Here is a 25289-nt window from a genome sequence, read left to right as displayed (position 1 = left end):
GCATCACATCGCGGATGAGCAGTCTGCTGCATTAGAAAGGTTCAGCTCAATGCAGAGACGTATTTCTATCGCTATATTCGTGATGGGGTTTAGCGGATTGGTTGCCGAGGTGCTCCTTTTGAGGGAGCTCCTGATCGTTTTCTCGGGCAACGAACTGGGCATCGGCATTATCCTCGGCAACTGGCTTGTTCTCGAGGCTTTTGGATGCATCTTTCCCGGCAGGATGGTCGAGAAATGCAAAAACAGGCTCGAGATATTTGCCGTGATTAGCATCCTCTTTTCCTTCTCTTTGCTCATAGCCGTCTTCCTGACACGCATCCTAAGAAATATGCTTGGCATTTCCGTTGGCGAGAGCGTCGGATTGTTGCCACTCTTCTATTCCTCGTTTCTCATCCTTTTGCCGGTGAGCATGCTTCACGGCGCATTGTTTACCTTCAGTTGCCGGATCTATTCCATCTTCTCAGGGCAGGATGCACCCTCTGCCGGCAGGGTTTATGTCTACGAGACCGTGGGCACCATCGTCGGCGGGTTCGCATGCACCTATCTCCTCGTCCCGCATTTTCACGCTTTTCAGGCCGCCATTGGGCTCGCCATGCTGAACTTGGTCGTATGCCTTGCTTTGCTTGCTCCCTACTGGAAAACCGGACTGCTCCCAAAAACGATGCTGGTCACCTTGAGCATGCTTGTCATCTTGTCCGGATATGCGTTGTTCACCAGCCACGCGGACAAACTTCATCAGCGTTCCATTCAAGCGCAATGGAAGAACCTCCGTGTCGTGCATTACCAGAACTCCCAATACGGCAATATCTGTGTGGTCGAAAACCAGGGGCAGTATATTTACTTCTCGGATGGGCTGCCCACTCTCCTAACGCCTATTCCAGATATGCCATCCGTTGAAGAATTTGTCCACCTGCCGCTCCTCGCCCATCCCGCACCGGCCAAAGTGCTGATCGTGAGCGGTGGGGCGGGCGGAGTAATCAACGAGGCGTTGAAACACCCCTCAATCGAAGCGATCGAATACGCGGAACTTGACCCGCTGCTTCTCTCCCTACTAAGAAAATTCCCCACACCGCTGACGGAATCCGAACTGAACGATGAAAGGGTGAAGATACACTACGTGGACGGGCGTCTGTTGCTTAGGACAATGCCGCATACATACGATCTAATCTTCATAGGGATTACGGAGCCTTCGAGTTTACAGGTAAACCGGCTCTTTACCAAAGAGTTCTTTTCCCTTGTGCAAAAGCGGCTGAATAAAGGGGGCATCCTCGTCCTCGGGGCACCCGGTTCTTTGACTTTCTTGAACGAGGAACTGAAAAACCTGAATAGCTGCATTTTCCATACGCTGAGCAGCGTCTTTGTTCACGTACGGGTGATTCCGGGCGATGGCAGGAACGTCTTCCTGGCATCTGATTCCCCGCAGATTTTCGCTATGGACAAGACGCTCATGGTCAGAAGGTTGACCGAGCGGGGCATCTCTGCACATGTGATGGTGCCCTGGTATATCGAGAACAAATTGCATCCCGGTTGGCAAGACTGGTTCATGCAATTTCTCGAAGGGAGCAGTCGGAAGATCAATTACGATTTCCAGCCTCTGGGGCTATTCTACAGCATCTCCTATTGGAACGCCCTATTTGCGCCTGCATTTGGTTGGCTTTTCAAACAATTCGATCGGATCAACTTGGAGATGATTTTCCTTCTGTTTGTTCTTTTTCTGCTCACCCACCGCTTTCTGCGCACGAGGAACACCAGATTCCTGCCGACAGGCATCCCTTTCGCCATTGTCACAACCGGTTTTGCCGGAATGGTATTTGACCTTATCGTGATATTCACGTTTCAATCCATCTATGGATATGTGTTTTCATGGATCGGGCTTCTTACGGCATCCTTCATGGCAGGGGCGGCTTGCGGAGCCTCGCTCCTAACAGCGGGGCTGGCACGAGTACAGAATGATCTCAAACTCTTCTTGGGAATTGAACTGGCCATCATCGGTTTTTCACTGGGATTACCCCTTGCTTTTTCTGCTGCCAATGCACTCACGGGAAATCAGTTCGCATTGACTTTTCTCTGTATAATAATGTATTTGATCCTCTCATTCATCTCTGGATTCCTTATTGGTTCCCAGTTTCCTCTGGCGAACAAGCTGTACCTGAGGAACAACGCAGATTTGAGCAGGACCGCCGGGTTGCTCTATGCTTCTGACCTGCTGGGCGGATGGTTGGGAGGAATGGCGGGGGCTGTTGTGCTTCTGCCTGTTCTTGGTGTTACGGGGACCTGTATCACGGTGGGGTTGCTCAAACTGGCAAGTTACATTGTCATCAGCGCACGACCCCCCATCAATGTCTGAAGGGAGGTAAACGAGATGGACGGTTTACTTCTCAAAAGATATACGCGGAGAGAATTCCTAGTCAACGCTGCCAAATTCTGTGTCCAGGTTGGGCTGTCTTCGCTCCTCCTGGGCTGCGCGAAGACGGAACCCCCGAGCAACGAGACACAGATCCCAGTGCAAGAACCTAGTAAAACTCCTGCTGGTTTCGAACCGGCGTATCTGAAACTGCACCGAACTGGTGAACTGAAAAAGCGGGCGGAAAAGCTCTGGGCGATAATGGAACAGTGCCAACTCTGTCCGAGAAGATGCGGGATAAATCGTCTCAAGGGAGCGATCGGATTCTGTCATGCTCCTGGCACTGCGCTGATTATTTCGGGGTATCATGCGCACTATGGTGAAGAAAGGCCACTGGTTGGCAGAGGCGGTTCGGGGACGATCTTCCTGTCTCACTGCAATTTGCGATGTGTCTTTTGCCAAAACTGGCCGATCAGTCACATGGGCAGAGGCTCTGAAACAAGCATTGATGAATTTGCCGAGATGATGCTGCAGTTGCAGGCAAATGGTTGTCACAATATCAACCTGGTTACCCCAACGCATTATTCTCCCCACATCCTCAAAGCGCTGGATGTGGCTGCAGGCAGAGGGCTGCGGCTCCCCATTGTTCACAACACCAGCGGCTGGGAACTCCTTGAAACGCTCAAGTTTTTCGATGGCGTCGTGGATATTTACCTGCCCGATTTCAAATACTGGGATAGTGAGATGTCGGCAAAGTATTCTGCTGGGGCAGCGAGTTATCCTGAGATTACCAAGAAGGCAATCCTCGAGATGAACCGCCAGGTTGGCGTGGCCAAACCCACGGAGGAGGGCATCATGCAAAGGGGGCTGATGATCCGGCACTTGGTTATGCCCAATGACATCGGCGGTTCGGAAAAAATCATGGAGTGGATCGCAGAGAATCTGCCCAAAGACACCTATGTTAACATCATGGCGCAATACAATCCATCTTATAAAGCGTTCGATTATCCGGAGTTATCCAGGCGCATAACCATCGAAGAATATCGTAAAGTTGTCCAAAGGGCACTAGATTTGGGGCTGACCAATCTCGATATCCAAGGCTATTGGTGGCTGTAAGATAAAGGCTTTTGAGCCTGATCACGGCGTGCAGCCGACAGGCGCTTCTCGCGCGGCAGTTGACAAGCGGGGACGCTTATTGTAAAATGGATTGCGAGAGTTTCCGCAAGAGGCCGAGCGTGAGCGTGTTGGGCAGCCAGCCTTGTAGGGCGTAGAGGAGATTTATCCGAGCCAGTGTTTGTGCTTACTATAAAACAGGGTACAATCGCCTAAAGAATGGTGCAAATGAAATCAATCACCGAGTGACCGATCACGCACGGGGTGAGATGGCTCGTCGTCAAATCAAGGAAGAAGATGTAGCCCGAGTTCTGGCTGCTCCTGAGCAAACGGAGACTATCCGCGAGGGTCGAGAGGTGTTTCAATCCCGGCTTCAATTGGGCGAACCGCCTAGACTCTATTTGCTCCGTGTTTTTGTGGATATTGATCGCACCCCTCCTGAAGTTGTCACCGTGTATCGCACCAGCAAGATTGCAAAGTATTGGAGGACGAAATGAAGGTGATTTATGACCGTGAGACGGATACACTTACGATTATCCTTGCTGAGACCCCTGTGGCAGAAAGCGATGAAGATAAGCCTGGTGTTATTCTAGACTATGACGCTTCTGGCAACCTGGTATCGTTAGAGATACTCGATGCGTCTCGTCGTGTCACTTTACCGAGCCGGATTGAGTATCAAGTTGCTCCAACATCAACATAATGTACCGGCTAGGGTGTGCATCATCGTAAGTAAATTACTATGAAAACAACATGGTTGCCTAAGCAGTGCCTGCAACTGGCACTCCCTCTATCGCGCTACGCTGAGGCTGAAATGAGGACCTTGAGACGAAGTGAAAGGTTGATTCACTATGCCGGTGGTTATGAGTTTCAGAAATTTCCCTTGTAGTTAGCTCTCATTCCTCATGCTCGTCTTGTAAAACTCGCGTATAAAGCACACTGCTTACACGAAAGCCGGCTACGTCGCGTAGTGCATCTAAATGAGGCTTTACCTCTCTTATGAAGCCCTTATGTTTGGCTTCGATCAGCACACCAATCAATCCCATGCAGCGTAATCCGAGGTGATGTGCAACTTCTCGACCGAGATGCTCGTCCATCAATAACAACTCGGATCCTATCTCCAATGCCAGAGCAATAGCCTCGGCTTCTCCCGAGCCCAATTCCTGCTGCAGAGCCTGAACAAGTTGTCTGTTAACGGCGGCTCGCGTTTTAATCCACGCAGCAGCTTTGACCTCGTTTGCCCCGGGCTGCTCAGCTCCTGCAACAACAATTTCATGCCAGACTGCTTCTGGTATAACGAGCTCATCGTATAGATTACGGATCAGGTCCAATTGGCCAATCCGCGCCAGGTTAATCAATGGGGAGGCATTGCTGACGACGGTCACAGCCGACCAAGCTCCTTCAATACCGCCAAATCCGCTTCATAGTCTTCGAGATGATAGTGAACTGAGATTTCCCTGCTCCCAAGCAACTGTTGGAACGCCCAAGTGGTCATTTCGGCCATTTCACAGGCCTTGCCGAAGGACAACTTGCCCTGTTGAAATAGATGCACGGCTAGTTCTCGCTTCAACTCCTGCGGCGTCATGCGGGTGGCATGGATCACTTCACGTGGTATCTCAATAGACACCGTGGAAGGCATTGTTCAACCTCCTTTTTCATGCACATCTCATGTCCATTATAGTATAGCGCGTCTATTCTGTCCAATTCCATTCGTTTATTCGTTCCGCATCCGTTGCCCTCGCCTCTGCTATATGCGCAGTTCCACTACATCCTTATCGTGCAGCACATAGTCGCGCTGCACCATCTGTCCGGGGAACTCGGCGCTGCCCCATACCCGAGCTGTGCTCAGTTTCTCGACAAAGTCCTTGTGCACCTTCCCGGCGAGGTCTTGCACCGTGCTCCCCTTCTTCAGAATAAAGGGAGCGCTGAAATCGGGGTCCTTGCCGGGCGGCTTGGCATAAACGCGAACAATGCCCAACTGTTCGAAGACAGCCTTTTTCAGACGCTCCAGGTTGCGTCCAGTTACCGCAGAAACGGGTAGGCTGGGCCATTCCTCGTCTAGAAGCTGGCAGAACACGTCGTAAAGTTCGTCGGATTGCTCGTCATCTGCCTTGTTGGCCAGCACCAGGAGCGGTTTGAAAGTCAGCCGTTCATCCTCGCTGTGCTGATCCCTCCAATGGTGCGGCGCAATGCGATTCTCGCGCAGGATGGCAATCGCTTCCTCAAGCTGACCCATAGGATCAGTCTGCACATCCACCACCAGTAGGATGAGGTCCGACCTACGGATGAGGTCGATTAACTCTGGCTCGACATAGTCCCTATCCAGTGGCGGCGTATCCACCAATTGGATTTGGATGTCTTCCACCGGCATCATGCCGGGCGTGGGTTCCCAGGTAGTGTAGGGGTAGTCCGCAACCTCCGGGGAAGCGTTGGTCAGCGCAGCGACCAGGGCTGATTTGCCCACGTTGGCCGGCCCCACCACCACGACCTGCCCTGCTCCCTCCCTCTCGATGCGGAAGACAGACTCGCGTCGGCTGACGCCCTTTTTGGAGCGGGCTTCAGCGCGCAGTTGGGAAAGGCGCCGACGCAGGTCAGCACGCAGGTGATCCGTGCCCTTGTGCTTGGGGACGGTGCTGATGAGTTCTTCGAGCAGGGCCACCTTCTCCGCAGGCGACTTGGCGGCGCGGAAGCGTTTTTCGACTTCAAAATACTCAGGCGGAAGGTTTGTCGGCATGGCCACTCAATCGCTGACACTTTCATCTCCAGCACTGCGCTCTACAGCAACACACAGCGCTACCAGAGTGTTGTCCTGATTATAGTGTAATGCTAACTCTCATCCGGGTCAAACAGCAGGAAAGGCGGCTAGAAAAGCCGCCCTTCTCACTCATCACTCACGAGATTCTTCGGGCGCAAGGCGCCTTCGCAATGACATGCGCGTTGCTGGGCGTGGGAGCCCAGCCTGCTATACCTTTTGCTCTGCGGTAAGAAGAATTATCAGGTGATGGGCTCGACCGGCTGCCTCAGCACTGTGCGCAACTTCTCTGGAGCCGCTCTCCGGGGATCACCCAGGTAAATCTCGTGGTGCTTGCCGCGATAGCGGTAGCCATGCTCCTGGGCAAAAGCCTTCATCTTTTCGATGGTCGCCGGCTCTGTGGAATAAGGCCCCACGTGCATGGTCTGGATGCACAACCCCTCGTGGAAGCGCTCCAAACGGAGTTGGCTCAGCGCAGGACTATCCCGCTTCTTCTTGAGTTGCCGCAGCGCTTCCTGGAACATCTCTGCTGTGATGTGCTCGGGCTGCATGATCATCAGCGTCCATTGCCAGTTTTCCGGCTTATTGATGTCAAATTCACCCGAGGCAGTCCACCACAGCCCTTCCAGCGCCATCACTCCATAGTCAATGGGGTCGTCCTTGCGCTGTTTAGACATGAACTTGAGCGTGAAGGATATGCCGTACAAAGCGCCGATGGCTTCCTGAAATTCCTGCGACATCTGCGGCGTCTCGCCGGGCTGCATCTTGCCGTCTATCATGGCGAACAGAAACGCCGGCACATCCACGACTTCCACCGTCTTCGCCGAGGACGCGTAGAGACGCTGCCACTGTTTTCTCAGGTCAATTTTCCGCATGATTAGCCTTTCTTTCTGTATTTACAACCTACTGTCTTACGGTATACGCCGGCCCTTCGAAGAAGGGGCAGGCACAGTGAAAGCCCAGCCGTTCATAAAGCCCAATGGCTATCACATTGTCCTGGTTGACATTGAGGACAATGTCGGTTATGCCCTGCTGCAACAACTCGGCTACGACGGTGCTGGTGAGCATGGTGCCGAAACCACGCTTACGATAGTCCGGGTGGGTAAAGACGTTGCCCACTGCCGCCACGTGGTAGGTGGGGCTGACCAGATGCGTTCCCGCGGCGGCAACCAGACGCCCCTCCGCAAAGATGCCATAGAAGACGCCTTGTTCCAGTTGCATAGGAGTGAAGGCATCGCCTCCACCATAAGCGTACAATGCAACGAGTTCATCCAAATTGTGCAGTCCAAGCCGCACACAGTCACCCTTCACGGGTTGGAAGCGCGTGGGCTGTAATATCATGCGCCACATGGGAATACGCTCCTCCCAAGCGTAAAAGCAATCTAACACGGCCAGATGCTCTGCACGGCAAGTGAGGTAAGCTCTCTGAGGATACAGCAACCCCTGGAAAATGGCTTGCAAGCCATTGGAATCGCCCATCAGCACGAAAGCCGGCAATGTCAGCCCGCGAAAATATAGTGCCAGGGACTGCAACCTCCCGTCCTTCTGCGCTCCGACCCATGTACATTGCTCGAAAAACCCTGGCTCCAGGTCACCGATGGCATACGCCGCGTAGAGGCGATCCGTCTCCAGATAGGCGAGGAGCTCGGATTTGTCAGTGAGTTCTCTAGTTGTCCACATCAGCCATCGAGCAAATCACTTATCAAACCTCTACGCCCAGGAAAGCACGGATCACAAAGCCAATGAGAAAACTCAAGAGGGTCACGGCCAGGCTCAGCGCGGTCATCTCCAAGAAGCGCCTGCGGAATGGGACATCCTTGGCCACGGAGATGTAGTAGTTGAAAAACGCGATGATCGCCACGGCCGTCAGCAACGCGCAAGCCAGACAGAGATAGGGATTCTGGAGGATCAGGTACGGCAAAATCAGGATCAGGACAGTTGCGATGTAAGCAGTGCCAGTGTAGAAAGAAGCTCTAAGAGGGTTTTTCTCGCCCTCCTCCGATTTAGTGGAAAGGTATTCCGACGCCGCCATGGACATGGCAGCAGCAATACCCGTAACCGAGCCAGTCAGTGCCACCAGTTTCGTGTCCCTCAGCGCCAGGGTCAAGCCAGCCAGGGCGCCGGTCAGTTCGACCAGCGCATCGTTCAGACCCAGGACAATGGAACCGACATAGCGCAGCCGCTCTTCATCCAGAAGTTGGATGAGCGCCTGCTCGTGTTCGTCTTCCTCGTGGGCGATATCTTCGGCTTCGGGAATGATGCCATAGAGGCGCTCGTAATTCGCCTGGGCGGATTCTTCGCCCTGCTCCATGAGCTTGATGCCAAAGGTGAGCCCAAAGATGCGGCTGATCCAATAGTACCACAAGATGTTTCGTCTGTTTGGCTTGACATCCTGTTGTGTGTAGGCACGCCATTGTTGATAGTGCCGCAACTCGTCGGCAGCAATCTTTTCCAGGATACGCCGGTTCTCGGGCGATGGTGCTTCCCGCGCTAAGCGCGCATAGATATGGTGCTCGGTGATCTCGGTACCTTGGTAGACGAGCAGCTCACGCCGAATGTCATCGCTGACTTGCATGGCTATCCTTCTGGGCAACCTTCATGATGCGCTAGCTCACAGCCACAGACCTCGGCGACCGCCTCGATCTCCACCCGCGCTCCCATAGGCAGTGCCGCCACCTGCACTGTAGTACGGGCGGGGGGATTGGTGGCGAAGAACTGCGCGTAGACTTCGTTCATCTGTGCGAACTCTTTCATGTCCGCCAAAAAGACCGTAGTCTTGACCACGTGGGCTAGGCAAGAGCCGCCAGCCTCTAGGACAGCCTGGACGTTCTGGAGTGCCTGGCGGGTTTGACTGGCGATGTCTGGGCCGGCGAACTCCTTTGTGCCAGGAACCAGCCCTACCTGTCCGGCGGTGAAAACCAGGTTTCCTACGCGTATTCCCTGCGAATAAGGTCCGATGGCAGCCGGCGCCTTGTCTGTGACGATAATTTCCTTGTCCATGTGGAGCCTCCTTGCAAAATATCATGTTCAACTGCTGGCTACATTATAAGCAATTTTGAGATGCAGACAAGAGGCAAAGTGCAGGCTCATTTGCATCTGTCATCGAGATGGGGTATACTATTGGTACCATGTACCTCAAACGCCTTGAACTACGCGGTTTCAAGACCTTTGCCTCTTATACTGACTTTGTCTTCGATACGGGCATTACTGCCATCGTTGGCCCAAACGGCAGCGGCAAATCCAACATTGCTGATGCCGTGCGCTGGGTGCTTGGTGAGCAAAGTTACACTGCTTTGCGTGGCAAACGCACCGAAGATATGATTTTTGCTGGCACCAGCCGTCGTCCCCAACTGGGCATGGCCGAAGCGATCATGACCTTCGACAACACGAGCCACTGGCTGCCTATTGATTTCAGCGAGGTGACCATTTGCCGCCGCGCTTACCGTTCTGGGGAAAACCAGTACTTGATCAACGGCAGCCGCGTGCGCCTGCGCGACGTGCTCGAATTGCTGGGCAAAGCCGGCCTTGGCCGCCAGGGCTTTGTGGTCATTGGCCAGGGACTGGTTGATGCTGCGCTCAGCTTGCGCCCAGAAGAACGGCGCATCCTTTTCGAAGAAGCAGCCGGCATTCACATTTACCAAGAGAAGCGCAACGATGCATTGAGCAAACTGGCTGAGACGCAACAGAACACCCTACGTCTCAACGACATCCTCAACGAAATCGCCCCGCGTATGCGCGAATTGGAACGCCAGGCAAAGCGTGCCGAGGAACGCGAACTGCTCAGCCGTGACCTGGAGAAACTGCTGCGCATTTGGTATGGGTACCAATGGCAGCGCTTGCGGGCCAGGCTGACCGAAGCGGAGGCAGCCGTGCAACGTCGCCTGGAAGACCTGAATATGGGACGTGCTCGCTTGCACGAACTGGAAGCGCTCATCGCCAGCAGCCAAGCGCATCAAAGCGAGCTACGCCGACAGCTTAGCATTTGGCACAAAGCCAGTGCCGAACTGCATAGCCAAGCCGAGGCAACTGGGCGGGAATTGGCTGTGAGCCGTGAGCGGATGAATCTCCTGCAAAGGCGTCAGAACGAATTGCAGGCGGAGCTAACGCAATGGCAGGCGCGACGAGTGGCGCTACAGGAGAACATTGCCATCGTGCAGGCGGAATGGCAACGGCTGCAAGAAGCATTGCCTAAGCAAGCAGCGCAGTTGCAGGAAATGCGGACACAATGGCAACAGGCCGAACGCGCGCGGGTAGAACTGGAGCAGGATGTAGAATCCGTGCGCGATAAGGTGTATCGTCTGGCTACAGCCCTGGCTGATGCCCGCAATCGCTGGCGCGGGTTGCAGGAAAACCACGCACGCATGTGCGTTGCACGGGAGAAGCAACAGCGCGAATTAGTCGCGCTAGAAGAGCAATTGGCGGCCTTGCAAGGGGAAGCAGAGCAGATACAGCGTCAGGAAGAGGATATCCTCCAATTGCTGGAAGCGGCTACATCGCGACGGAGCCAAGTGCAGGAGCGATTGGCGAACGTGGAAACAGAACTCCAGCAACGCCGTGAGGCGCTGGCCGAAGCCACCAGGCAACGTCAGCGTGTGGAAGACCGCTACGAGATGCTACAGGGGCTGCGGCAGAGCATGGCTGGCTTCGCTCCAGGCGTTAGGGCTTTGCTAGGAGCCAAGTCTAGGTTATCTGGCATCATTGGCCCGGTTGCTGAGCTGGTGCGTGTTCCCGAAAACCTGGAACGTGCCATCGAGGCTGCGCTTGGTTCGTATGCTCAGGCGCTGGTGGTCGAAAGCTGGGAAGTTGCCGGCAGTGCCATTGCTGAGCTACGCCGGCAATCAGCCGGATGGGCCACGTTCCTGCCATTGGATTCGTTGAGCGCACCGCAAACGAAGAAAGCGCCAGAGGGCGAAGGTGTGCTGGGATTGGCCAAAAACCTAGTCGAATACGACCCACGCTACGAAACCGTGTTCCAGTTGCTGCTGGGTCAGGTCATCGTGGTGCAAGATCTGCACACGGCGCGGCGCATTCGTCCCCACCTGCAGCCCGGACAGCGCCTGGTCACCCTTTCCGGAGAGATCGTGCAATCCAGCGGGGTGATCAGCGGGGGCTCTCCAAACAAACGGGGCAGTTTGCTCGCCCAAGAACGGGAATGGCGTGAACTGCCTGCGCAACTCGCTACCTTGCAGGCAGAGGAACAAAGCATCCAAGCAAGGCTGCAGGAAAGCGAACAACAATACGAACTGACCAAGCAAGAGCTTGCGGCAATTGGGGGAGAATGCACGCGCTTATCGCAGAGGCGAGAGGAAATGGAGCATGCCCTGCTTGCCGTGCGGCAGAAACAAGAACGCCTCCAAGGTGAAAGCGAGTGGCGGCATGCGCTGGATGAACAGCAACAGCAGGAACTAGCAGGGCTGGATGAGAGAGTAGCAGCATTGCAGCGCGAAACCGAAGAACGCGCCCAAGAGCATGACCAGGGCAAAGCAGAACTGGACAACTTGCTGTCCAAGCTGGACGAAGCACGAAGGGAAGAAGAAGCCAAACGACAGGCAATGGCTGAAGGTGAAACGGCGCTGGCGGTGGCTCAACGCCAGATGAAAGGGCAGGAAGAACTGCTGGCCACGCAAAAAGCGAACCTGGAACGCTTGGAGGCGGAAATCTCAGCCAAGTCCGAGCAATTCACGCAACTCGAACAAGAATCCGGCATGCTCTATGCCAAAGTACAGGTACTGCAACATGAAGCGGACCAACTGTCGGAGAAAATCACGGAACTGGCAGGGCAGATAGATCCGGCTGAAGCAGAGGTATTGGCTCTTGAGAGCCAGATGCTGAGCTTGCAGAAAGAGTTAACCCACGCCAGGCAGCGCTTGCTCGAATTGGATGCGCTCTATAGCCAGCAGGTACTGGAGAAAGAGCGCCTGGCAGACGAGGTGGAAGCACTGGAGCGCCGCATTGAGGAAGACCTGGGTGACATCGAATACCCTAGCGAACGGGTGAAACAGTTGCGCTTGGAATTTCTAGAGCAGGACCGGCCAGCGCTTGTCCCACCAGAGACGTTGCCAGAGAACCTCGATATGGAGATCCGGGAAGTGAAAGCGCGGTTGCGCCGCATGGGCAGTGTGAACCCAAACGCTCCGCGGGAATACCAGGAAATCCGGCAACGCTACGAATTTCTCAACACGCAGATTGCTGACCTGCAGCAATCCGCTGCTTCCCTGCAACGAGTGATCAAAGAGCTGGACGAAGCAATGCAAAAGGAGTTTCTGTCCATTTTCTCAACAGTTTCCGAGGAATTTCCGCGCTATTTTGAACTCCTCTTCGGCGGGGGACAGGCCAAGTTAGTGCTGACCGATGCAGAAAACCTGGCGACGACTGGTGTAGAGATCTTTGCGCGGCCACCAGGTCGGCGTCAGCAGTCACTAGCTCTGCTCTCCGGCGGCGAACGAGCTTTGACCGCTACAGCGCTGCTCTTCGCCGTGTTAAAAGCCAGGCCGCTGCCCTTCTGCTTGCTGGACGAGGTGGATGCCATGCTTGACGAAGCCAATGTCGGGCGCTTTCGCTCGCTGCTCGAAGAGTTCTCCCAGCAGACGCAATTCATCGTTATCACGCACAACCGCCGCACCATCGAAGCAGCCAATACAATCTACGGCATCTCCATGAGTGAGGAAGGCGTGTCCAAGGTCATTTCCCTGCAGTTGGACAAGGTCAAGGGCTAGCAGCAGACGCATCATTCACCGTTTACCCTTGCTTCAAAGGAGTTGCTATGACGAACGTGCACCTCATTGCTACAGGCGGTACCATAGCCATGGCCCATGATGAAAAGGCTGGCGGCGCAGTGCTGTCTTTGAGCGGGGCTGATTTCCTCCGCCAACTCATTTGTCAAGCCGGGCCGGACTTGCCCCAAGTCACTGCCGAAGAGTATGGCCCTCTCCCCAGCAGCCACTTTACGGTCGAACACTTGTGGGGCTTGCGCGAACGAGTGGCGCAGGTCATCCAAGACCCCGCAGTGCATGGTGTGGTGCTGACACATGGCACGGACACCTTGGAGGAAACCGCTTATCTTTTGGATCTCACCATACCAGGAGACAAGCCTGTAGTGCTCACGGGAGCGATGCGCCTGGCTTCCGATCCTGGTTATGATGGGATCGCCAACCTCCTGGCTGCCGTACGGGTGGCAGCTAGCCCCGAGGCGCGAGGTCTGGGCACGCTGGTAGTGCTGAACGACGAGATCCACGCCGCCCGCGATGTGACCAAGACGCATTCTCAGAGCACCAATACCTTTCAATCCCCTCTCTGGGGGCCACTGGGCCGCGTGGAAGGGGAACGCATTGTCATCACGCGACGCATTGAGCGGCAAGTCGTCCCCTGCACGCGATTGGAGCCGCGCGTTTACCTGCTCAAGCTGGCGGTGGGCATGGATGCCGGGCTATTGCGGCAAGCTGTTGCCCTGGGTGCACGCGGAATAGTTATCGAATCCTTCGGTGGTGGCCGGGTGCCACCTTGGTGGTTGGATGCGATCCAAGAAGCCATTGCCAAAGGAGTAGCCGTGATGATCGTCACCCGCTGTACGTCTGGCCCCGTATATGACCACTACTCGTACACGGGCGCTTATCACGACCTGCAACGCACCGGTTGCCTCTTCGCCGATAACCTCAACGGTCCAAAGGCACGTCTATACCTCATGGCTACCCTGGGTGCATCGGAATAGGCCGGGTAAGAAAACCCAGCCTACCTCTTACTGGTGGGGCGGCTTTTCTAGCCGCCCCCTTCCGCTCGGCGTGGGCAACAGCCCACGCCAGAAGACGGCGGACTGTTGTCCGCCTGGAGCGAAAAGCATATACCCGTAGGGCGGCTTTTCTAGCTAATAGGTGGTTGAAAAAGAGCGAAGGGCACGCGCCCTTACTGCTCTCGGCGTGCCCTTCGCCCGATTCTCCTCGTCACCCCGGGATAGGGGGGCTTCAGTGTAGCGGAGGCTTCGGGTATTATGGCCAGGTGGCGAGGAGCGCTGCTCACGATGCCATTACCGCGCCATCGTCAGCAGCAATGGATGGGGCTTTCACATACCAGCAAGCTCGATTCCCCAGCCTCACAATCTACTTCTTTTCCATCATACAGGTTATAGATGAATTCAAGGTGAAAACGCCCCTCCGCACAGATGACAATTCTTTCATCCTCCGCGGTCCGGTAGAAAACTGCTCCCTGCCAGTTTGTGCTGAGCAAGCGAACGTCGTATACTCTATCTTATGGAGCAGATCATCACATTGCATGTTGAACACGGTGGCCAGCGTGTGGACCGCTACATCGCTGAGGCAGTACCTGACCTCTCCCGTTCGTTTGTGCAAAAATTGCTGGATGAGGGACGCATCACCATCGCCGGACAGGTGCCCAAGGCTAGCTACAAAGTGGCGACCGGCGATGTCATCACCGTGTGCGTGCCGCCGCCCGAGCCCATCGAACTACAGCCAGAAGATCTTCCCTTGACCATTGTCTACGAAGATGCCGACATTGTCGTCGTGGACAAACCCGCGGGCATGGTCGTGCACCCAGCTCATAGCCATCGCAGTGGCACGCTGGTAAACGCGCTGCTGGCGCACTGCCCTGATTTGGGAGGCATTGGCGGGGAGCTACGTCCCGGCATCGTGCACCGCCTGGACAAGGACACTTCTGGCTTGCTGGTGGTGGCCAAGAACGATGCAGCGTACCGCCATTTGCAGCACCAGTTCAAGCAACGCCTGGTGCACAAGACCTATCTGGCACTGACGGAGGGCATACTGGAGGCAGCACATGGCGTGATCGAGGCGCCAATTGGACGCGATCCCCAACAGCGCAAACGCATGGCAGTGCTGCCACGCGGAGGGCGTGAAGCGCGTACCGAGTACCGAGCGCTGGAGTACTTTGCCCAACACACCCTGGTCGAGGCCGAACCCATCACCGGACGCACCCACCAAATCCGCATTCATTTTGCTTTCATTGGCCATCCTGTTGCTGGCGACCGCGTGTACGGCTTCCGCAAGCAGAGACTGCCACTTCCACGCCAGTTCCTCCACGCGGCTCGCCTTGCCTTCACGCTGCCTGCTTCCGGCCAGCCAATTGAGTTTTCCTCTCCGCTACCAGATGACCTGGCAGCAGTGCTGGACATCCTACGCCAGGAAAAGGCAAAGATCTGAAACGGGAAATTTTGATATTGGGGACGGACAATGTACAATGGTATTTGCAAAACGACGGCGGCGTGGGAGCCGCCATCGTGGAGTTTCGGGATCAGCCCCCACTTGCCCTGCAAAAAGGAGGTGTTTATCATGGGCAAACCTTCCGGTGATTTGGTTGTTTTCGAAGGCGCGAAGATCGACCGCCGCCGTGTCAAGCTGCAGAGCGAGCCTGAGACCGGACGCGTGTATGGGGTGCATGGCTTCCTGTCCGGTCCGCTCAAAGGAGCACCTGAAGAGGCTGCCTCCCAATTCCTCGATGCCAACTACCGCCTTTTCGAGCCAAAGCCCAGCGCCATAAGGGAACTACAGGTGGAAAAAGTCTCGCGCAGTCCAGCGGGCTACCATGTAGTGTTCCAGCAGGTACATCAGGGCATTCCCGTTGAGGAAGCGACTGTCTCGGTGCACCTAACTCCAGACAAGCGCGTCCACGCTGCCTATGGACGCTTGGCTTCGCAAGTGGCGAAGCTGGATGTGAAGGAGATGCTCGAGAACGGCATAGACCGCGAGGAGGCGATTCGCATTGCCTTGCAGCATATTGGTGCGAGCGATGACCTAACTAGACCAGCGCGAGCAGAACAGGTCATCCTGCTCGAAAGAGAACCTCATTTAGCCTGGAAAGTGCAGTTTGCCACCCAGAAACAGGCTCAGGAATGGACTGTGTGGGTGGATGCAGTCAATGGTGCAGTATTACGGCAGCGCGAAATCTCAATGGAATAGGAGGCTACCTCATGAAACTGTTACCTAGTCTCTCCGTACCACTGGATCACGTCGAGGTGCAAGAACATAGCCGGATGAAAGGGCTTATCGCTGTGGTGGGCGGTTTTCTCACCCCGCCAGCAGGCAAGGTCAAGCCAAGCAAAGTAGCCTTGGAGTTCACACGCGTCAATGGCGAACTGGTTGCGGGGCCTTACAAACTGGATGGCAAACCCCAGCCAGAACCCGAGGAGCAAGCCGTCATCCGACCCAGGCTGGTGAAGCGTAGCCCGGTTGGCTATCACGTGCAACTGCAGCAGATGTACCAGGGCATCCCCATCTACGGTGGTCAAGCCACGGTGCACATGACTGAGGAACGGAGTGTCTATTTCTACGTCAGCGACCTGCACCCCAAGGAGCCGGAGGTGGAATCGGGCAAGGCGGGCGAGATCTCCTCCGAGGAGGCTCTGGAAGCTGTGGCTGCCGTACTTCCTTGGCGAAACAGGGAAGAATGCAGTCCGCACTGCGAGAAGATCTACTACCCCGATGGGGACTCGCTGCATCTGGCCTGGTGCATTGACCTGTGCCTGCGTGCACGTGAACCCATCCAAACGGAACTAGATCGCTCTTCCGATTGGCGTGCCATCGTGGACGCTTACACTGGAGAACTGCTGGTACTACGTGACCTAGCGATGTACGATGCGGCGTGGGGTCACGTTTTCTATCCCAATCCGGTGGTGGCGCTGCGCCAGGAAAATTTGTCTCACGATGCCCAGATCCCCGATCAAGTCTACCGCAAAGTGATGCTGGCCGGCGTGGATGACAGTGGCTTCCTACGCGGTCCCTACGCAGACACAGGCAAGACGCTCAACCGAGCCTACGAACCGAGCAAGCAGTTCTTCTACAAGCGCGGCGATTCGCGTTTTCTGGAGGTGATGGCTTACTGTTTCATCAGCCGAGTAATGAACCTGCTGCGCGGACAAGGTTGGCCCAACCTCTTCTCCCAGCCTTTGCAGATCAACGCCCAAGCCCCATTGGGTGACAACTCCAAATTCCTGCCCACGAGTTGGGAAATACGCTTTGGCACTGGCAAGGTCATGGATGCCGAAGACGCCAGCATTATCGTACACGAACTGGGCCATGCCATTCAGGAAGCCCAGGTCCCCAGATGGGCAGATTGTGACAAGAACCTGCCTGTGCGCGCCATGGGCGAAGGATTTGGGGATTGGTTGGCCACCCTGTACTTTGCCGAAGAACGGCGCAATTTCCACCCCACCTACGTAGGCGATTGGGATGCCCGCGGCTACACAACGCCAAGAGCCTTTCTGCGGCGGGTGGACACGAACAAGACCATGGCCAACTGGCAGTGTGACGAGCACGCCGACGGCGAGATCTGGTCGGCCACACTGTGGGACCTGTACCTGAGGCTAGGTGGCGATAGCAGCCAGGCTCAGACACGCAAGGCGGCGAGCGCAACTGCGCTCAAACTTGTCCTCACCAGCCACCAATATCTGAGCGATGGATTGCGCCACACATTGAACTTCAAGCACGGGCTGGAGGCGCTGTTAACTGCTGACCGTTTCACCAGCGCCGACGTGACCCGCCCCGGGCCGCACGACCAACTGATCCGCGACGTCTTCGCCGCACGGGGGATTACGGTGTAGTAGCGAAATTTGGGAAGATAAAGATGGCAATAGCGGTTTCCGCCCAATTCGATAAGACAGCAGATTGCATCCTTTTTCAAGGACACTGCCTTGATTTGCTGTCCCAGATTCCCGATGAGTTTGCAAAGCTGGTAGTTACCTCGCCACCTTACAACCTGGGCAAGCCATACGAGAGTCAGCGGGCATTGGACGAATACTTGGCACAACAGCGTCAAGGCCCATCGCACAAAGATCAGCAAAGAGAAAGCTATGAGAGGAAGGGAACTCTATGCCCCACGGAGATGAACCGACAATTCCGACAGGAATTTGAATCTAGGGGGTATTGTGAGATAGTGGAAAAAGGAGACATCGGGCGCTACGTCTTCATGCCCAGCGACCCCAGGGCCGATGTGCCGAGATTGCTCAGACATCCTCGCCGCATGGGGCGATGCTAAAGCGAACAAGCCATGATCGAAACGCAGAACCTCACCCGGAAGTTCGGCGACCTCGTCGCTGTGGAAAATCTGAGCCTGCAGGTTTCCTCAGGAGAAGTCTTTGGCTTCCTAGGCCCCAATGGAGCAGGAAAAACCACCACGGTGCGCATGCTCACCTGCCTCATCGCCCCCACCAGCGGCACAGCCATCGTGAACGGTTACCGCGTGGGCAAAGAGGATAGGCACATCCGCTGCACAGTGGGACTGCTCACCGAGACTCCAGGCCTGTACGATGGGTTGAGCGTGGAGCAAAACTTGCGCATCTACGCCAGCCTGTACGAAGTGGCCGACCCCGCAGGACAGGTGGAAAAGTACCTGCGCATGCTCGACCTGTGGGAACGCCGCCACGACCCAGCGGCAATCCTCTCCAAAGGCATGAAGCAGAAACTGGCCATCGCACGTGCCTTGCTTCATGAGCCGCAAGTGCTCTTCTTGGACGAGCCCACCGCCTCCCTCGACCCCGAGTCAGCCCATATGGTGCGCGAATTCATTGCCGGATTGCGCAAAGAAGGACGGACGATTTTCTTGTGCACCCACAATCTGGACGAAGCGGACCGCCTGTGCGATCGCATTGCCGTCTTCAAGACGCGCCTACTGGCCCTGGATACGCCGGCCAACCTGCGCTCGCGCGTATTCGGACGCAAGGTGGTCTTTCACTTGCGGCAGGCTGATGGAGAAATGGCTGAAGCAGTGCGGAAAATGCCGTTCGTCAAGCATGTGCAGCACATAGACAATAAGTTGCTAGTAGCGCTCGATGACCCCGAGACACACAATCCAGAAATTGTCCGCCTGCTGGTGGGGCTGGGTGCGGATGTGCAATTCGTTGGCGAGCTACGCCGCTCGTTGGAAGATGTGTATCTGCAATTAGTGAAAGGCGCCTGATGAATCACCACAAAAAGACGCCCAAAAATCTCTTGCATTTCTTGGTGTCAGGTGGTAAGTAGGATAGGGGGACTGTGGAGAAAGTTAGAACGATCATAGGCAAAGAGTGGGCAGAGGTATTCAAGAGCCGCTTTGTCTTGTTCACGGTGATTTTCATGCCACTGTTTTTCACGGTGTTGGCTTTGGTTTTGCTTTTCCTGACACGCAGTGCGGGCACTGGCGACGTCAGCGGACCGACATCCGATGCCCTCCTGCGCGCTTGCCCCGAGGGGCTTACCGCCGAAGAATGCCTACAAGTTTACTTCGTCAGCCAGTTCATGCTACTGTTCATGATGACACCGCTCATCGTTCCGGTCAATATCGCAGCCTACTCCATTGCTGGAGAAAAGACGACGCGCAGCCTCGAACCGTTGCTGGCTACACCCATCACGACGATTGAATTGCTTATGGGCAAGAACCTGGCGGCAGCTATACCAGCAGTTCTGGCCACGTGGGGCGGCTTTCTGCTCTACGCTCTCGGGGCGAACCTACTCATTGACAACCCCAAGGTGCTCGCCGCTCTGTTCGATCCCGAGTGGTGGCTGGCTATTGCAGTAGTGGGGCCGCTGTTGTCCATCCTATCGGTTAACTTCAGCCTGATGGTCTCCTCGCGCGTCAACGATCCCCGCGCAGCGGAGCAATTGTCAGCTGTGGTGATCCTACCCCTCCTGCTCGTCTTCTTCGGTCAGTTGGCGGGCTGGATCGTGTTCAACCTTCAGTTGGTGCTGATCTCCGCTCTCGTTCTAGTGGCTGTGGATGTGCTGATGGTTTTCGTGGCGATACGGCTGTTCCAACGCGAGACCATCCTCACACGCTGGCGCTGAGCGAGGCACACCCATGAGGAAGGTGCTCCAACTGCTGCTGATTTGCGCGCTGGCCGTGCTTCTGCCAATGGCAAAAGCGGCGCAGGCAGAACAGCCACAACTCATCCTGCGCCTTCAGCGCGATTTCGGCTATGGCGGCTTTGGCGAGATCGAGGGTAGTTTTAGCCTCTCGGCCAGCGGGCCATCGGATTTGGAACGCGTCATCTTTTACCTGGATGATACGTCCATCGCAGAAGTCACCCAACCACCCTTCCAGTGGAAGTTCCACACAAGCAACTTTCCACCGGGCATGCACACGATGAGCGCCGTTGGCTATACCCGCGATGGACAGGAATGGCACTCCAACGTGCTGCGGGCCAAGTTCTTGACCTCTGCAGAGGCGCAACGAGCCATGGTGAGGCTGTTGATCCCACTGCTAGGCGCTATCTTGGGCATGATGGCTTTATCCGCTGCCGCTACGTACTTGCTCTCCGGTGGTAGGAGGCGAGCCAAACCCTCAGGCATCCCGAGAAGTTACGGCTTGCTCGGTGGTGCGATCTGCCCCAAGTGCCGGCGTCCCTATGCCCGTCATTGGTGGGCGCTGAACATGGGCTTGTTCACCAAACTGGACCGCTGCCCGCACTGCGGGAAATGGGCCTTGGTGAGGATTGCGTCCAAAGAGGAACTGGCGGCTGCTGAGGCGACGTCACTGGAGCAGGTCGCTGCCGATAAGCCATATCCCAGCCTCAGCGAGGAAGAGCGGTTGCGCCGTGAACTGGAAGAGTCGCGCTTTTTCGATGAGTAACTTGCTCTTTCGCTCCAGGCGGATCACAGCAGAGCGCTAAAGCGCTCACTACAAACCTAACGAATGACAGCAGAGCGCTAAAGCGCTCACTACAAACCTAACGAATGACAGCAGAGCGCTAAAGCGCTCACTACAAACCTAACGAATGGCGGCTAGCAAAGCCACCCTACGACTACTACACCTGAATGACCAGCCAATTTGACAAAAAATGCATTCCATGCCATACTAATTCAAAAGGCTGTGATGGAAACGAGTAAGTGGAGGTAGCCGCCCAGAGAGCCTGGCTTAAGGTGGGAGCCGGGCGCGGTGAGCCCACCGAAAATCCTTCCGGAGCTGCCAACCGAAAGCGCTTCTGCTGCGAGTAGACTTGGACGGCATCACCGGCCGTTATCACGGCGGGGGTATGAGCACGTACCCCATCGAGCGGGCATACCACGCCAATCAGGGTGGTACCGCGGGAGTTGAGGTTAGGAACTCTCGTCCCTGTCGGGGCGAGAGTTTTTGTATGGAATACGCAACACGGGAAAAACGTTAATACGGAAAAACGTAAAGCGTAACGTAATGGCATTGGGTTTGTGGCAAAGGAGGAACGATGTTCAAAGAAGTACCCAGCAAGGTAGATTTTCAAGCGATGGAAGAGCGTATCTTGCGTTTCTGGGAAGAGCGTGATACCTTCCGCCAGAGCCTGAAGCTGCGCGAGAATGCGCCACGCTTCGTGTTTTACGAAGGGCCGCCGACGGCGAACGGACTGCCTGGCATCCACCATGCGCTGGGACGTGTGTACAAGGACACCATCCCCCGCTATCAGACCATGAAGGGCAAGTACGTGCTGCGCAAAGGGGGCTGGGACACGCACGGGTTGCCTGTGGAGATCGAGATAGAGAAAGAACTGGGCATTGTCGGGCGTGGTAAGCGCGCCATCGAGGAATACGGCGTGGCCGAGTTCAATGCGAAATGCAAAGAGAGCGTCTTTCGTTATGTAAAAGAATGGAAGGCTCTCAGCGACCGCATTGGCTTCTGGATTGACATGGATGACCCTTACGTTACTCTCAAAAGCGAGTACATCGAATCAGTGTGGTGGATCCTGAAGCAAATCTGGGACAAGGGCCTGCTGTACAAGGGGTACAAGAGCGTGCCCTATTGCCCGCGTTGCGAGACGCCCCTTTCCGATCACGAGGTAGCGCAGGGCTATGAGGAAGTCGAAGACCCATCCATCTACGTGAAATTCCCACTGCGCGACGAGCCGGGAGTGTACTTCCTGGCCTGGACGACCACGCCGTGGACGCTGCCAGGCAATGCCGCTCTGGCCGTTCATCCCGACGTGGAATACGTGTTGGTCGAGCAGAACGGCGAAAGGTACATCCTGGCTAGAAAGTTGCTGGAAGCAGCGCTGCAGGGCGAGTACACGGTGCTGAAGAGCCTCCATGCCCGGGAATTGGTCGGCAGACATTATCAACCCCTGTACACCTTCCTGCCCGTGGACCAGGACTATTGTTATGTCATCTCAGCCGACTTTGTGAACACCGAGGAAGGAACAGGCATCGTGCACATCGCTCCTGCCTTCGGCGCAGAAGACCTGGAAGTGGGTCGCGAGTACAATCTACCCGTGCTGCAAACGGTGGACTTGCACGGCAACCTCATTGACGCAGTTACGCCATGGCGTGGGATGTTTGTCAAAGAAGCCGATCCATTGATCATCCGCGATCTGCAGGAGCGCGGACTGATGTACCATGTCGGGAGTTACAAGCACGTCTATCCCTTCTGCTGGCGTTGTGGTACTCCCTTATTGTATTACGGTAAACCGACTTGGTTCATTGGCACGCGACAGGTCAAAGACCGCTTGATAGCCAACAACCAGCTCATCAACTGGTACCCATCTCATATTCGCGATGGGCGCTTTGGCAACTGGCTGGAGAACAACGTGGATTGGGCGCTGGGGCGCGATCGTTACTGGGGCACTCCACTGCCGGTGTGGGTTTGCGAGAACTGCGGCGAAGCAGAGTGCTTTGGCAGCGTGGAGGAACTGCGGCAGAGGGCCATGAGCAGCAAGCGCGTGGGGCTGGACCGTTCTAGTTTCGACCTGCCGGAACTCGATCTACATCGCCCCTTCATAGACGAGGTTGCGGTAACGTGCAAGTGCGGAGGAACCATGCGCCGTGTGCCGGAGGTCATTGACTGCTGGTTCGATTCTGGCGCTATGCCCGTCGCACAGTGGCATTATCCCTTCGAGAATCAGGAACTGTTTGCAGAGCAATTCCCCGCCGATTTCATCTGCGAGGGCATTGACCAGACACGCGGTTGGTTCTATTCCTTACACGCTATCTCCACCCTGCTCTTCGATCGGCCATGCTTCCTCAACTGCCTCTGCTTCGGCCACGTGCTCGACGCCGAGGGGCAGAAGATGAGCAAGTCCAAAGGCAACGTGGTGGATCCATGGGATGTCATCAACGCCTATGGCGCTGACGCCATGCGCTGGAGCTTTTACACTGCCTCGCCGCCAGATTATCCACGGCGCTTTTCGCTGGATTTGGTGGCCGACAGCATGCGCAAGTTCACATTAACCCTGTGGAATACCTACTCGTTTTTCGTCACCTATGCCAACATTGACCGCTTTGACCCACAATCACCAGCCCCACCGGTGGCGGAACGCAGCGAATTGGACCGCTGGGTGCTGTCCGAACTGCACAACCTGATCCGTGTGGTGGACGATGGATTGGCACACTACGACATGACCAGCAGCGCACGAGCAATCCAGTTCTTTGTCGAGGACCTGAGCAATTGGTACGTGCGGCGTTCGCGCCGTCGCTTCTGGAAGAGCGAAGCCGATCAGGACAAGGCTGCGGCGCACCATACCCTATACGAGTGCCTGGTGACCTTGAGCAAGTTGCTCGCTCCTTTCCAGCCCTTTATATCCGAGGAACTCTATCAAAACCTGGTGCGCTCCTGGGATGCCGGCGCACCCGAGAGCGTGCACCTATGCGACTACCCCCAGGCAAACGAGCCCCTGATTGATGCGCTGCTCATGTCCGAGATGCGCACCACGTTGCGCGTAGTAGCCTTGGGGCATGCCGCGCGTAACAAAGTAGGCATCAAAGTACGACAGCCGCTGGCAATGGTGAACATCAAGCCACGCACAGCGGAAGAGGTGAAAGGATTGCAACGGATGGCCGATCTGATTGGCGACGAACTGAACGTGCATCAGGTGCGCATCACTCAGGATGAGCGCGACCTGGTGGAGTATCGCATCAGTGTAGTGCCCAGCCAGGTAGGCAAGAAGTACAAAGGCCTGTTCCCGGCGATCAAGGAAGCACTGACACACATGGATGCTGCAGAGGTGGCTGCCAAGTTGCGCGCTGGAGAGGCCCTGACGATGAGGGTACAGGGAGAGGAAGTAACCCTGACATCGGAAGATGTAGAGGTGCAGATCACGGCTCCTGCTGGCTACGTGTTGGCGGAGGAAGCCGGCTATGTGGTGTCCTTGGACACGACCATCAGCGAGGAACTGCGGTTGGAGGGACTAGCTCGCGAGATCGTGCGCCGCATCCAAACGATGCGCAAAGACGCTGGCTTCCGCATCGAGGACACCATCACGACGTACTATCAGGCCGATGAGAGCCTGGCGCCGGTCTTTGCAGCGTGGGGTGAGTACATCCGCCAAGAGACGCTGTCCGTGCGCCTACTGCGCAGCGTGCCGCCGCCCGATGCCTTCGTCCAAACGCACGATTTGGATGGGGCAACGGTGACGCTGGGCGTGCGTCAGCAGAAGTAAGCACGGGCTAGGTAGTCAGTTGGAGGATTGGAAACCAAAATCTTCCCATTTTTCACCAAAAATCTACCTAATAGTTACCGAATTTTAACTTAAATGGTGTATCATCTACGCCTGGGCAGGTTTCATAGCGCATCGCACTCCCTCCGTAGCCATCGCTACACACTCAACGAACTTGCCAACAACGAAGCCCAAACCTGTCCCAGGTTAAAAAGGCGGTCTCAACCCCCGAGACCGCCTTTTTCTTTCTGATCTTACCGCAGAGGGCACGAAACCGCCGAGAGGTGCGGGGAGCCATCAACGAATGAGAGAATGTCCCCCGCTTCTTGGTGCCAGGGATTGAAATCCCTGGCTAAAAGTGACAAGCCCCTTCAGGGGCTTCTCATATTCAGCCGGGTAATTCATTCCCCAGCGTGGAAAAGGCGGCTAGAAAAGCCGCCCTTCGTTCTCTTTCCTGCTCCAGGCGGACAACAGTCCGCAGTCTCATGGCGCGGAGAAGGCGGCTACAAATCCCCTTTCATCGGTATGCGCTCTCTGGCAAGCCTCCTACGTGATGGACCTGAAATTTGACAATTGTGGCATCATGTGCTAGAATGGAATAGAACATTTGTTCTAATAGGAGGTGTGGCATGGAGCGCAAGTTGCTGGAGTTTCAAGCCAATCAAATCGAACTGGTCCTCGCCAGCCATCGCATCCCCTCGCGCGTCGTGGGCGGCACCGTCACCCCACACACGATCCGCTTCCAACTGGCC

22 protein-coding genes are annotated in these 25289 nt (G+C 55.8%); 15 read left to right on the top strand and 7 right to left on the bottom strand.

Annotation, left to right across the window (positions count from 1 at the left end; all coding sequences use genetic code 11):
* Window positions 1-49 precede the first annotated feature (49 nt).
* The 4 genes from H5T67_07015 to H5T67_07000 all read left to right on the top strand — a co-directional run bounded on the left by H5T67_07015 (window position 50) and on the right by H5T67_07000 (window position 4157).
* Window positions 50-2347 (top strand): fused MFS/spermidine synthase, encoded by a 2298-nt coding sequence (locus H5T67_07015; protein ID MBC7245070.1) that lies wholly within the window; start codon window positions 50-52, stop codon window positions 2345-2347.
* A 15-nt stretch (window positions 2348-2362) separates the two neighbouring features.
* The gene (locus tag H5T67_07010; protein MBC7245069.1) at window positions 2363-3460 is read left to right on the top strand and encodes a radical SAM protein; all 1098 of its coding nucleotides are present in this window, start codon (window positions 2363-2365) and stop codon (window positions 3458-3460) included.
* Between the two features lie 266 nt (window positions 3461-3726).
* The gene (locus H5T67_07005) at window positions 3727-3954 is read left to right on the top strand and encodes a DUF4258 domain-containing protein (protein ID MBC7245068.1); all 228 of its coding nucleotides are present in this window, start codon (window positions 3727-3729) and stop codon (window positions 3952-3954) included.
* Complete coding sequence (locus tag H5T67_07000) at window positions 3951-4157, top strand: DUF2283 domain-containing protein (protein MBC7245067.1); 207 nt, start codon at window positions 3951-3953, stop codon at window positions 4155-4157. Before H5T67_07005 ends, H5T67_07000 begins: the two co-directional genes overlap by 4 nt.
* A gap of 193 nt (window positions 4158-4350) precedes the next feature.
* On the opposite strand, the gene H5T67_06995 is transcribed toward H5T67_07000, so the two are convergent.
* The 7 genes from H5T67_06995 to H5T67_06965 all read right to left on the bottom strand — a co-directional run bounded on the left by H5T67_06995 (window position 4351) and on the right by H5T67_06965 (window position 9206).
* Window positions 4351-4839: a DUF3368 domain-containing protein gene (locus tag H5T67_06995; GenBank protein MBC7245066.1), complete on the bottom strand. Its 489-nt coding sequence runs from the start codon at window positions 4837-4839 to the stop codon at window positions 4351-4353.
* Window positions 4836-5081 (bottom strand): UPF0175 family protein, encoded by a 246-nt coding sequence (locus H5T67_06990; GenBank protein MBC7245065.1) that lies wholly within the window; start codon window positions 5079-5081, stop codon window positions 4836-4838. Before H5T67_06990 ends, H5T67_06995 begins: the two co-directional genes overlap by 4 nt.
* Window positions 5082-5201: 120 nt before the next feature.
* Window positions 5202-6188: a 50S ribosome-binding GTPase gene (locus H5T67_06985; protein MBC7245064.1), complete on the bottom strand. Its 987-nt coding sequence runs from the start codon at window positions 6186-6188 to the stop codon at window positions 5202-5204.
* A 260-nt stretch (window positions 6189-6448) separates the two neighbouring features.
* Window positions 6449-7081, bottom strand: coding sequence for a GyrI-like domain-containing protein (locus H5T67_06980; protein MBC7245063.1), 633 nt, complete (start codon window positions 7079-7081; stop codon window positions 6449-6451).
* Between the two features lie 28 nt (window positions 7082-7109).
* Window positions 7110-7886: a GNAT family N-acetyltransferase gene (locus H5T67_06975; protein MBC7245062.1), complete on the bottom strand. Its 777-nt coding sequence runs from the start codon at window positions 7884-7886 to the stop codon at window positions 7110-7112.
* A 22-nt stretch (window positions 7887-7908) separates the two neighbouring features.
* Window positions 7909-8781: a VIT1/CCC1 transporter family protein gene (locus H5T67_06970; GenBank protein ID MBC7245061.1), complete on the bottom strand. Its 873-nt coding sequence runs from the start codon at window positions 8779-8781 to the stop codon at window positions 7909-7911.
* A 2-nt stretch (window positions 8782-8783) separates the two neighbouring features.
* On the bottom strand, window positions 8784-9206 hold the full coding sequence (locus tag H5T67_06965) for a RidA family protein (GenBank protein ID MBC7245060.1): 423 nt from the start codon (window positions 9204-9206) through the stop codon (window positions 8784-8786).
* Window positions 9207-9334: 128 nt separating this feature from the next.
* Between H5T67_06965 and smc the strand changes: the two genes are divergently transcribed.
* The 11 genes from smc to H5T67_06910 all read left to right on the top strand — a co-directional run.
* Window positions 9335-12922, top strand: coding sequence for a chromosome segregation protein SMC (gene smc, locus H5T67_06960; protein ID MBC7245059.1), 3588 nt, complete (start codon window positions 9335-9337; stop codon window positions 12920-12922).
* Window positions 12923-12969: 47 nt separating this feature from the next.
* Window positions 12970-13914 carry an asparaginase gene (locus tag H5T67_06955; protein ID MBC7245058.1) on the top strand — a complete coding sequence of 315 codons (945 nt, stop codon included), beginning with the start codon at window positions 12970-12972 and terminating at the stop codon, window positions 13912-13914.
* A 535-nt stretch (window positions 13915-14449) separates the two neighbouring features.
* Window positions 14450-15373 carry an RluA family pseudouridine synthase gene (locus H5T67_06950; protein ID MBC7245057.1) on the top strand — a complete coding sequence of 308 codons (924 nt, stop codon included), beginning with the start codon at window positions 14450-14452 and terminating at the stop codon, window positions 15371-15373.
* Between the two features lie 129 nt (window positions 15374-15502).
* The gene (locus H5T67_06945) at window positions 15503-16129 is read left to right on the top strand and encodes a PepSY domain-containing protein (protein ID MBC7245056.1); all 627 of its coding nucleotides are present in this window, start codon (window positions 15503-15505) and stop codon (window positions 16127-16129) included.
* A gap of 11 nt (window positions 16130-16140) precedes the next feature.
* The gene (locus H5T67_06940; GenBank protein ID MBC7245055.1) at window positions 16141-17769 is read left to right on the top strand and encodes a M36 family metallopeptidase; all 1629 of its coding nucleotides are present in this window, start codon (window positions 16141-16143) and stop codon (window positions 17767-17769) included.
* Window positions 17770-17792: 23 nt separating this feature from the next.
* A complete protein-coding gene (locus tag H5T67_06935; GenBank protein MBC7245054.1) occupies window positions 17793-18203 on the top strand; it encodes a hypothetical protein in 411 nt (136 codons plus the stop codon).
* A gap of 12 nt (window positions 18204-18215) precedes the next feature.
* Window positions 18216-19124, top strand: coding sequence for an ABC transporter ATP-binding protein (locus H5T67_06930; GenBank protein MBC7245053.1), 909 nt, complete (start codon window positions 18216-18218; stop codon window positions 19122-19124).
* 74 nt (window positions 19125-19198) lie between these two features.
* Window positions 19199-19987 (top strand): ABC transporter permease subunit, encoded by a 789-nt coding sequence (locus H5T67_06925; protein ID MBC7245052.1) that lies wholly within the window; start codon window positions 19199-19201, stop codon window positions 19985-19987.
* Window positions 19988-20000: 13 nt separating this feature from the next.
* Complete coding sequence (locus H5T67_06920) at window positions 20001-20771, top strand: Ig-like domain-containing protein (GenBank protein ID MBC7245051.1); 771 nt, start codon at window positions 20001-20003, stop codon at window positions 20769-20771.
* Between the two features lie 592 nt (window positions 20772-21363).
* Entirely contained in the window at window positions 21364-24540 is a 3177-nt protein-coding gene (locus tag H5T67_06915; protein MBC7245050.1) for an isoleucine--tRNA ligase, read from the top strand.
* 626 nt (window positions 24541-25166) lie between these two features.
* A partial coding sequence (locus H5T67_06910; protein MBC7245049.1) for a DNA translocase FtsK occupies window positions 25167-25289 on the top strand: 123 nt, incomplete at its 3' end.

Source organism: Chloroflexota bacterium (genome assembly GCA_014360905.1).
Lineage (GTDB): Bacteria > Chloroflexota > Anaerolineae > UBA2200 > UBA2200 > JACIWX01.
The sequence above is the reverse complement of the archived record's forward strand: the minus strand, read 5'-3'. Positions and strand labels throughout refer to the sequence as shown.

What these genes read in the sequence shown, in the direction of transcription:
- H5T67_06975 (MBC7245062.1), bottom strand. Translation starts at nt 7,886, where the DNA reads ATGTGGACAACTAGAGAACTCACTGACAAATCCGAGCTCCTCGCCTAT.
- H5T67_07015 (MBC7245070.1), top strand. Translation starts at nt 50, where the DNA reads ATGCAGAGACGTATTTCTATCGCTATATTCGTGATGGGGTTTAGCGGA.
- H5T67_06965 (MBC7245060.1), bottom strand. Translation starts at nt 9,206, where the DNA reads ATGGACAAGGAAATTATCGTCACAGACAAGGCGCCGGCTGCCATCGGA.
- smc (MBC7245059.1), top strand. Translation starts at nt 9,335, where the DNA reads ATGTACCTCAAACGCCTTGAACTACGCGGTTTCAAGACCTTTGCCTCT.
- H5T67_06985 (MBC7245064.1), bottom strand. Translation starts at nt 6,188, where the DNA reads ATGCCGACAAACCTTCCGCCTGAGTATTTTGAAGTCGAAAAACGCTTC.
- H5T67_06955 (MBC7245058.1), top strand. Translation starts at nt 12,970, where the DNA reads ATGACGAACGTGCACCTCATTGCTACAGGCGGTACCATAGCCATGGCC.
- H5T67_07005 (MBC7245068.1), top strand. Translation starts at nt 3,727, where the DNA reads ATGGCTCGTCGTCAAATCAAGGAAGAAGATGTAGCCCGAGTTCTGGCT.
- H5T67_07010 (MBC7245069.1), top strand. Translation starts at nt 2,363, where the DNA reads ATGGACGGTTTACTTCTCAAAAGATATACGCGGAGAGAATTCCTAGTC.
- H5T67_06930 (MBC7245053.1), top strand. Translation starts at nt 18,216, where the DNA reads ATGATCGAAACGCAGAACCTCACCCGGAAGTTCGGCGACCTCGTCGCT.
- H5T67_06920 (MBC7245051.1), top strand. Translation starts at nt 20,001, where the DNA reads ATGAGGAAGGTGCTCCAACTGCTGCTGATTTGCGCGCTGGCCGTGCTT.
- H5T67_06935 (MBC7245054.1), top strand. Translation starts at nt 17,793, where the DNA reads ATGGCAATAGCGGTTTCCGCCCAATTCGATAAGACAGCAGATTGCATC.
- H5T67_07000 (MBC7245067.1), top strand. Translation starts at nt 3,951, where the DNA reads ATGAAGGTGATTTATGACCGTGAGACGGATACACTTACGATTATCCTT.
- H5T67_06945 (MBC7245056.1), top strand. Translation starts at nt 15,503, where the DNA reads ATGGGCAAACCTTCCGGTGATTTGGTTGTTTTCGAAGGCGCGAAGATC.
- H5T67_06950 (MBC7245057.1), top strand. Translation starts at nt 14,450, where the DNA reads ATGGAGCAGATCATCACATTGCATGTTGAACACGGTGGCCAGCGTGTG.
- H5T67_06940 (MBC7245055.1), top strand. Translation starts at nt 16,141, where the DNA reads ATGAAACTGTTACCTAGTCTCTCCGTACCACTGGATCACGTCGAGGTG.
- H5T67_06915 (MBC7245050.1), top strand. Translation starts at nt 21,364, where the DNA reads ATGTTCAAAGAAGTACCCAGCAAGGTAGATTTTCAAGCGATGGAAGAG.
- H5T67_06970 (MBC7245061.1), bottom strand. Translation starts at nt 8,781, where the DNA reads ATGCAAGTCAGCGATGACATTCGGCGTGAGCTGCTCGTCTACCAAGGT.
- H5T67_06980 (MBC7245063.1), bottom strand. Translation starts at nt 7,081, where the DNA reads ATGCGGAAAATTGACCTGAGAAAACAGTGGCAGCGTCTCTACGCGTCC.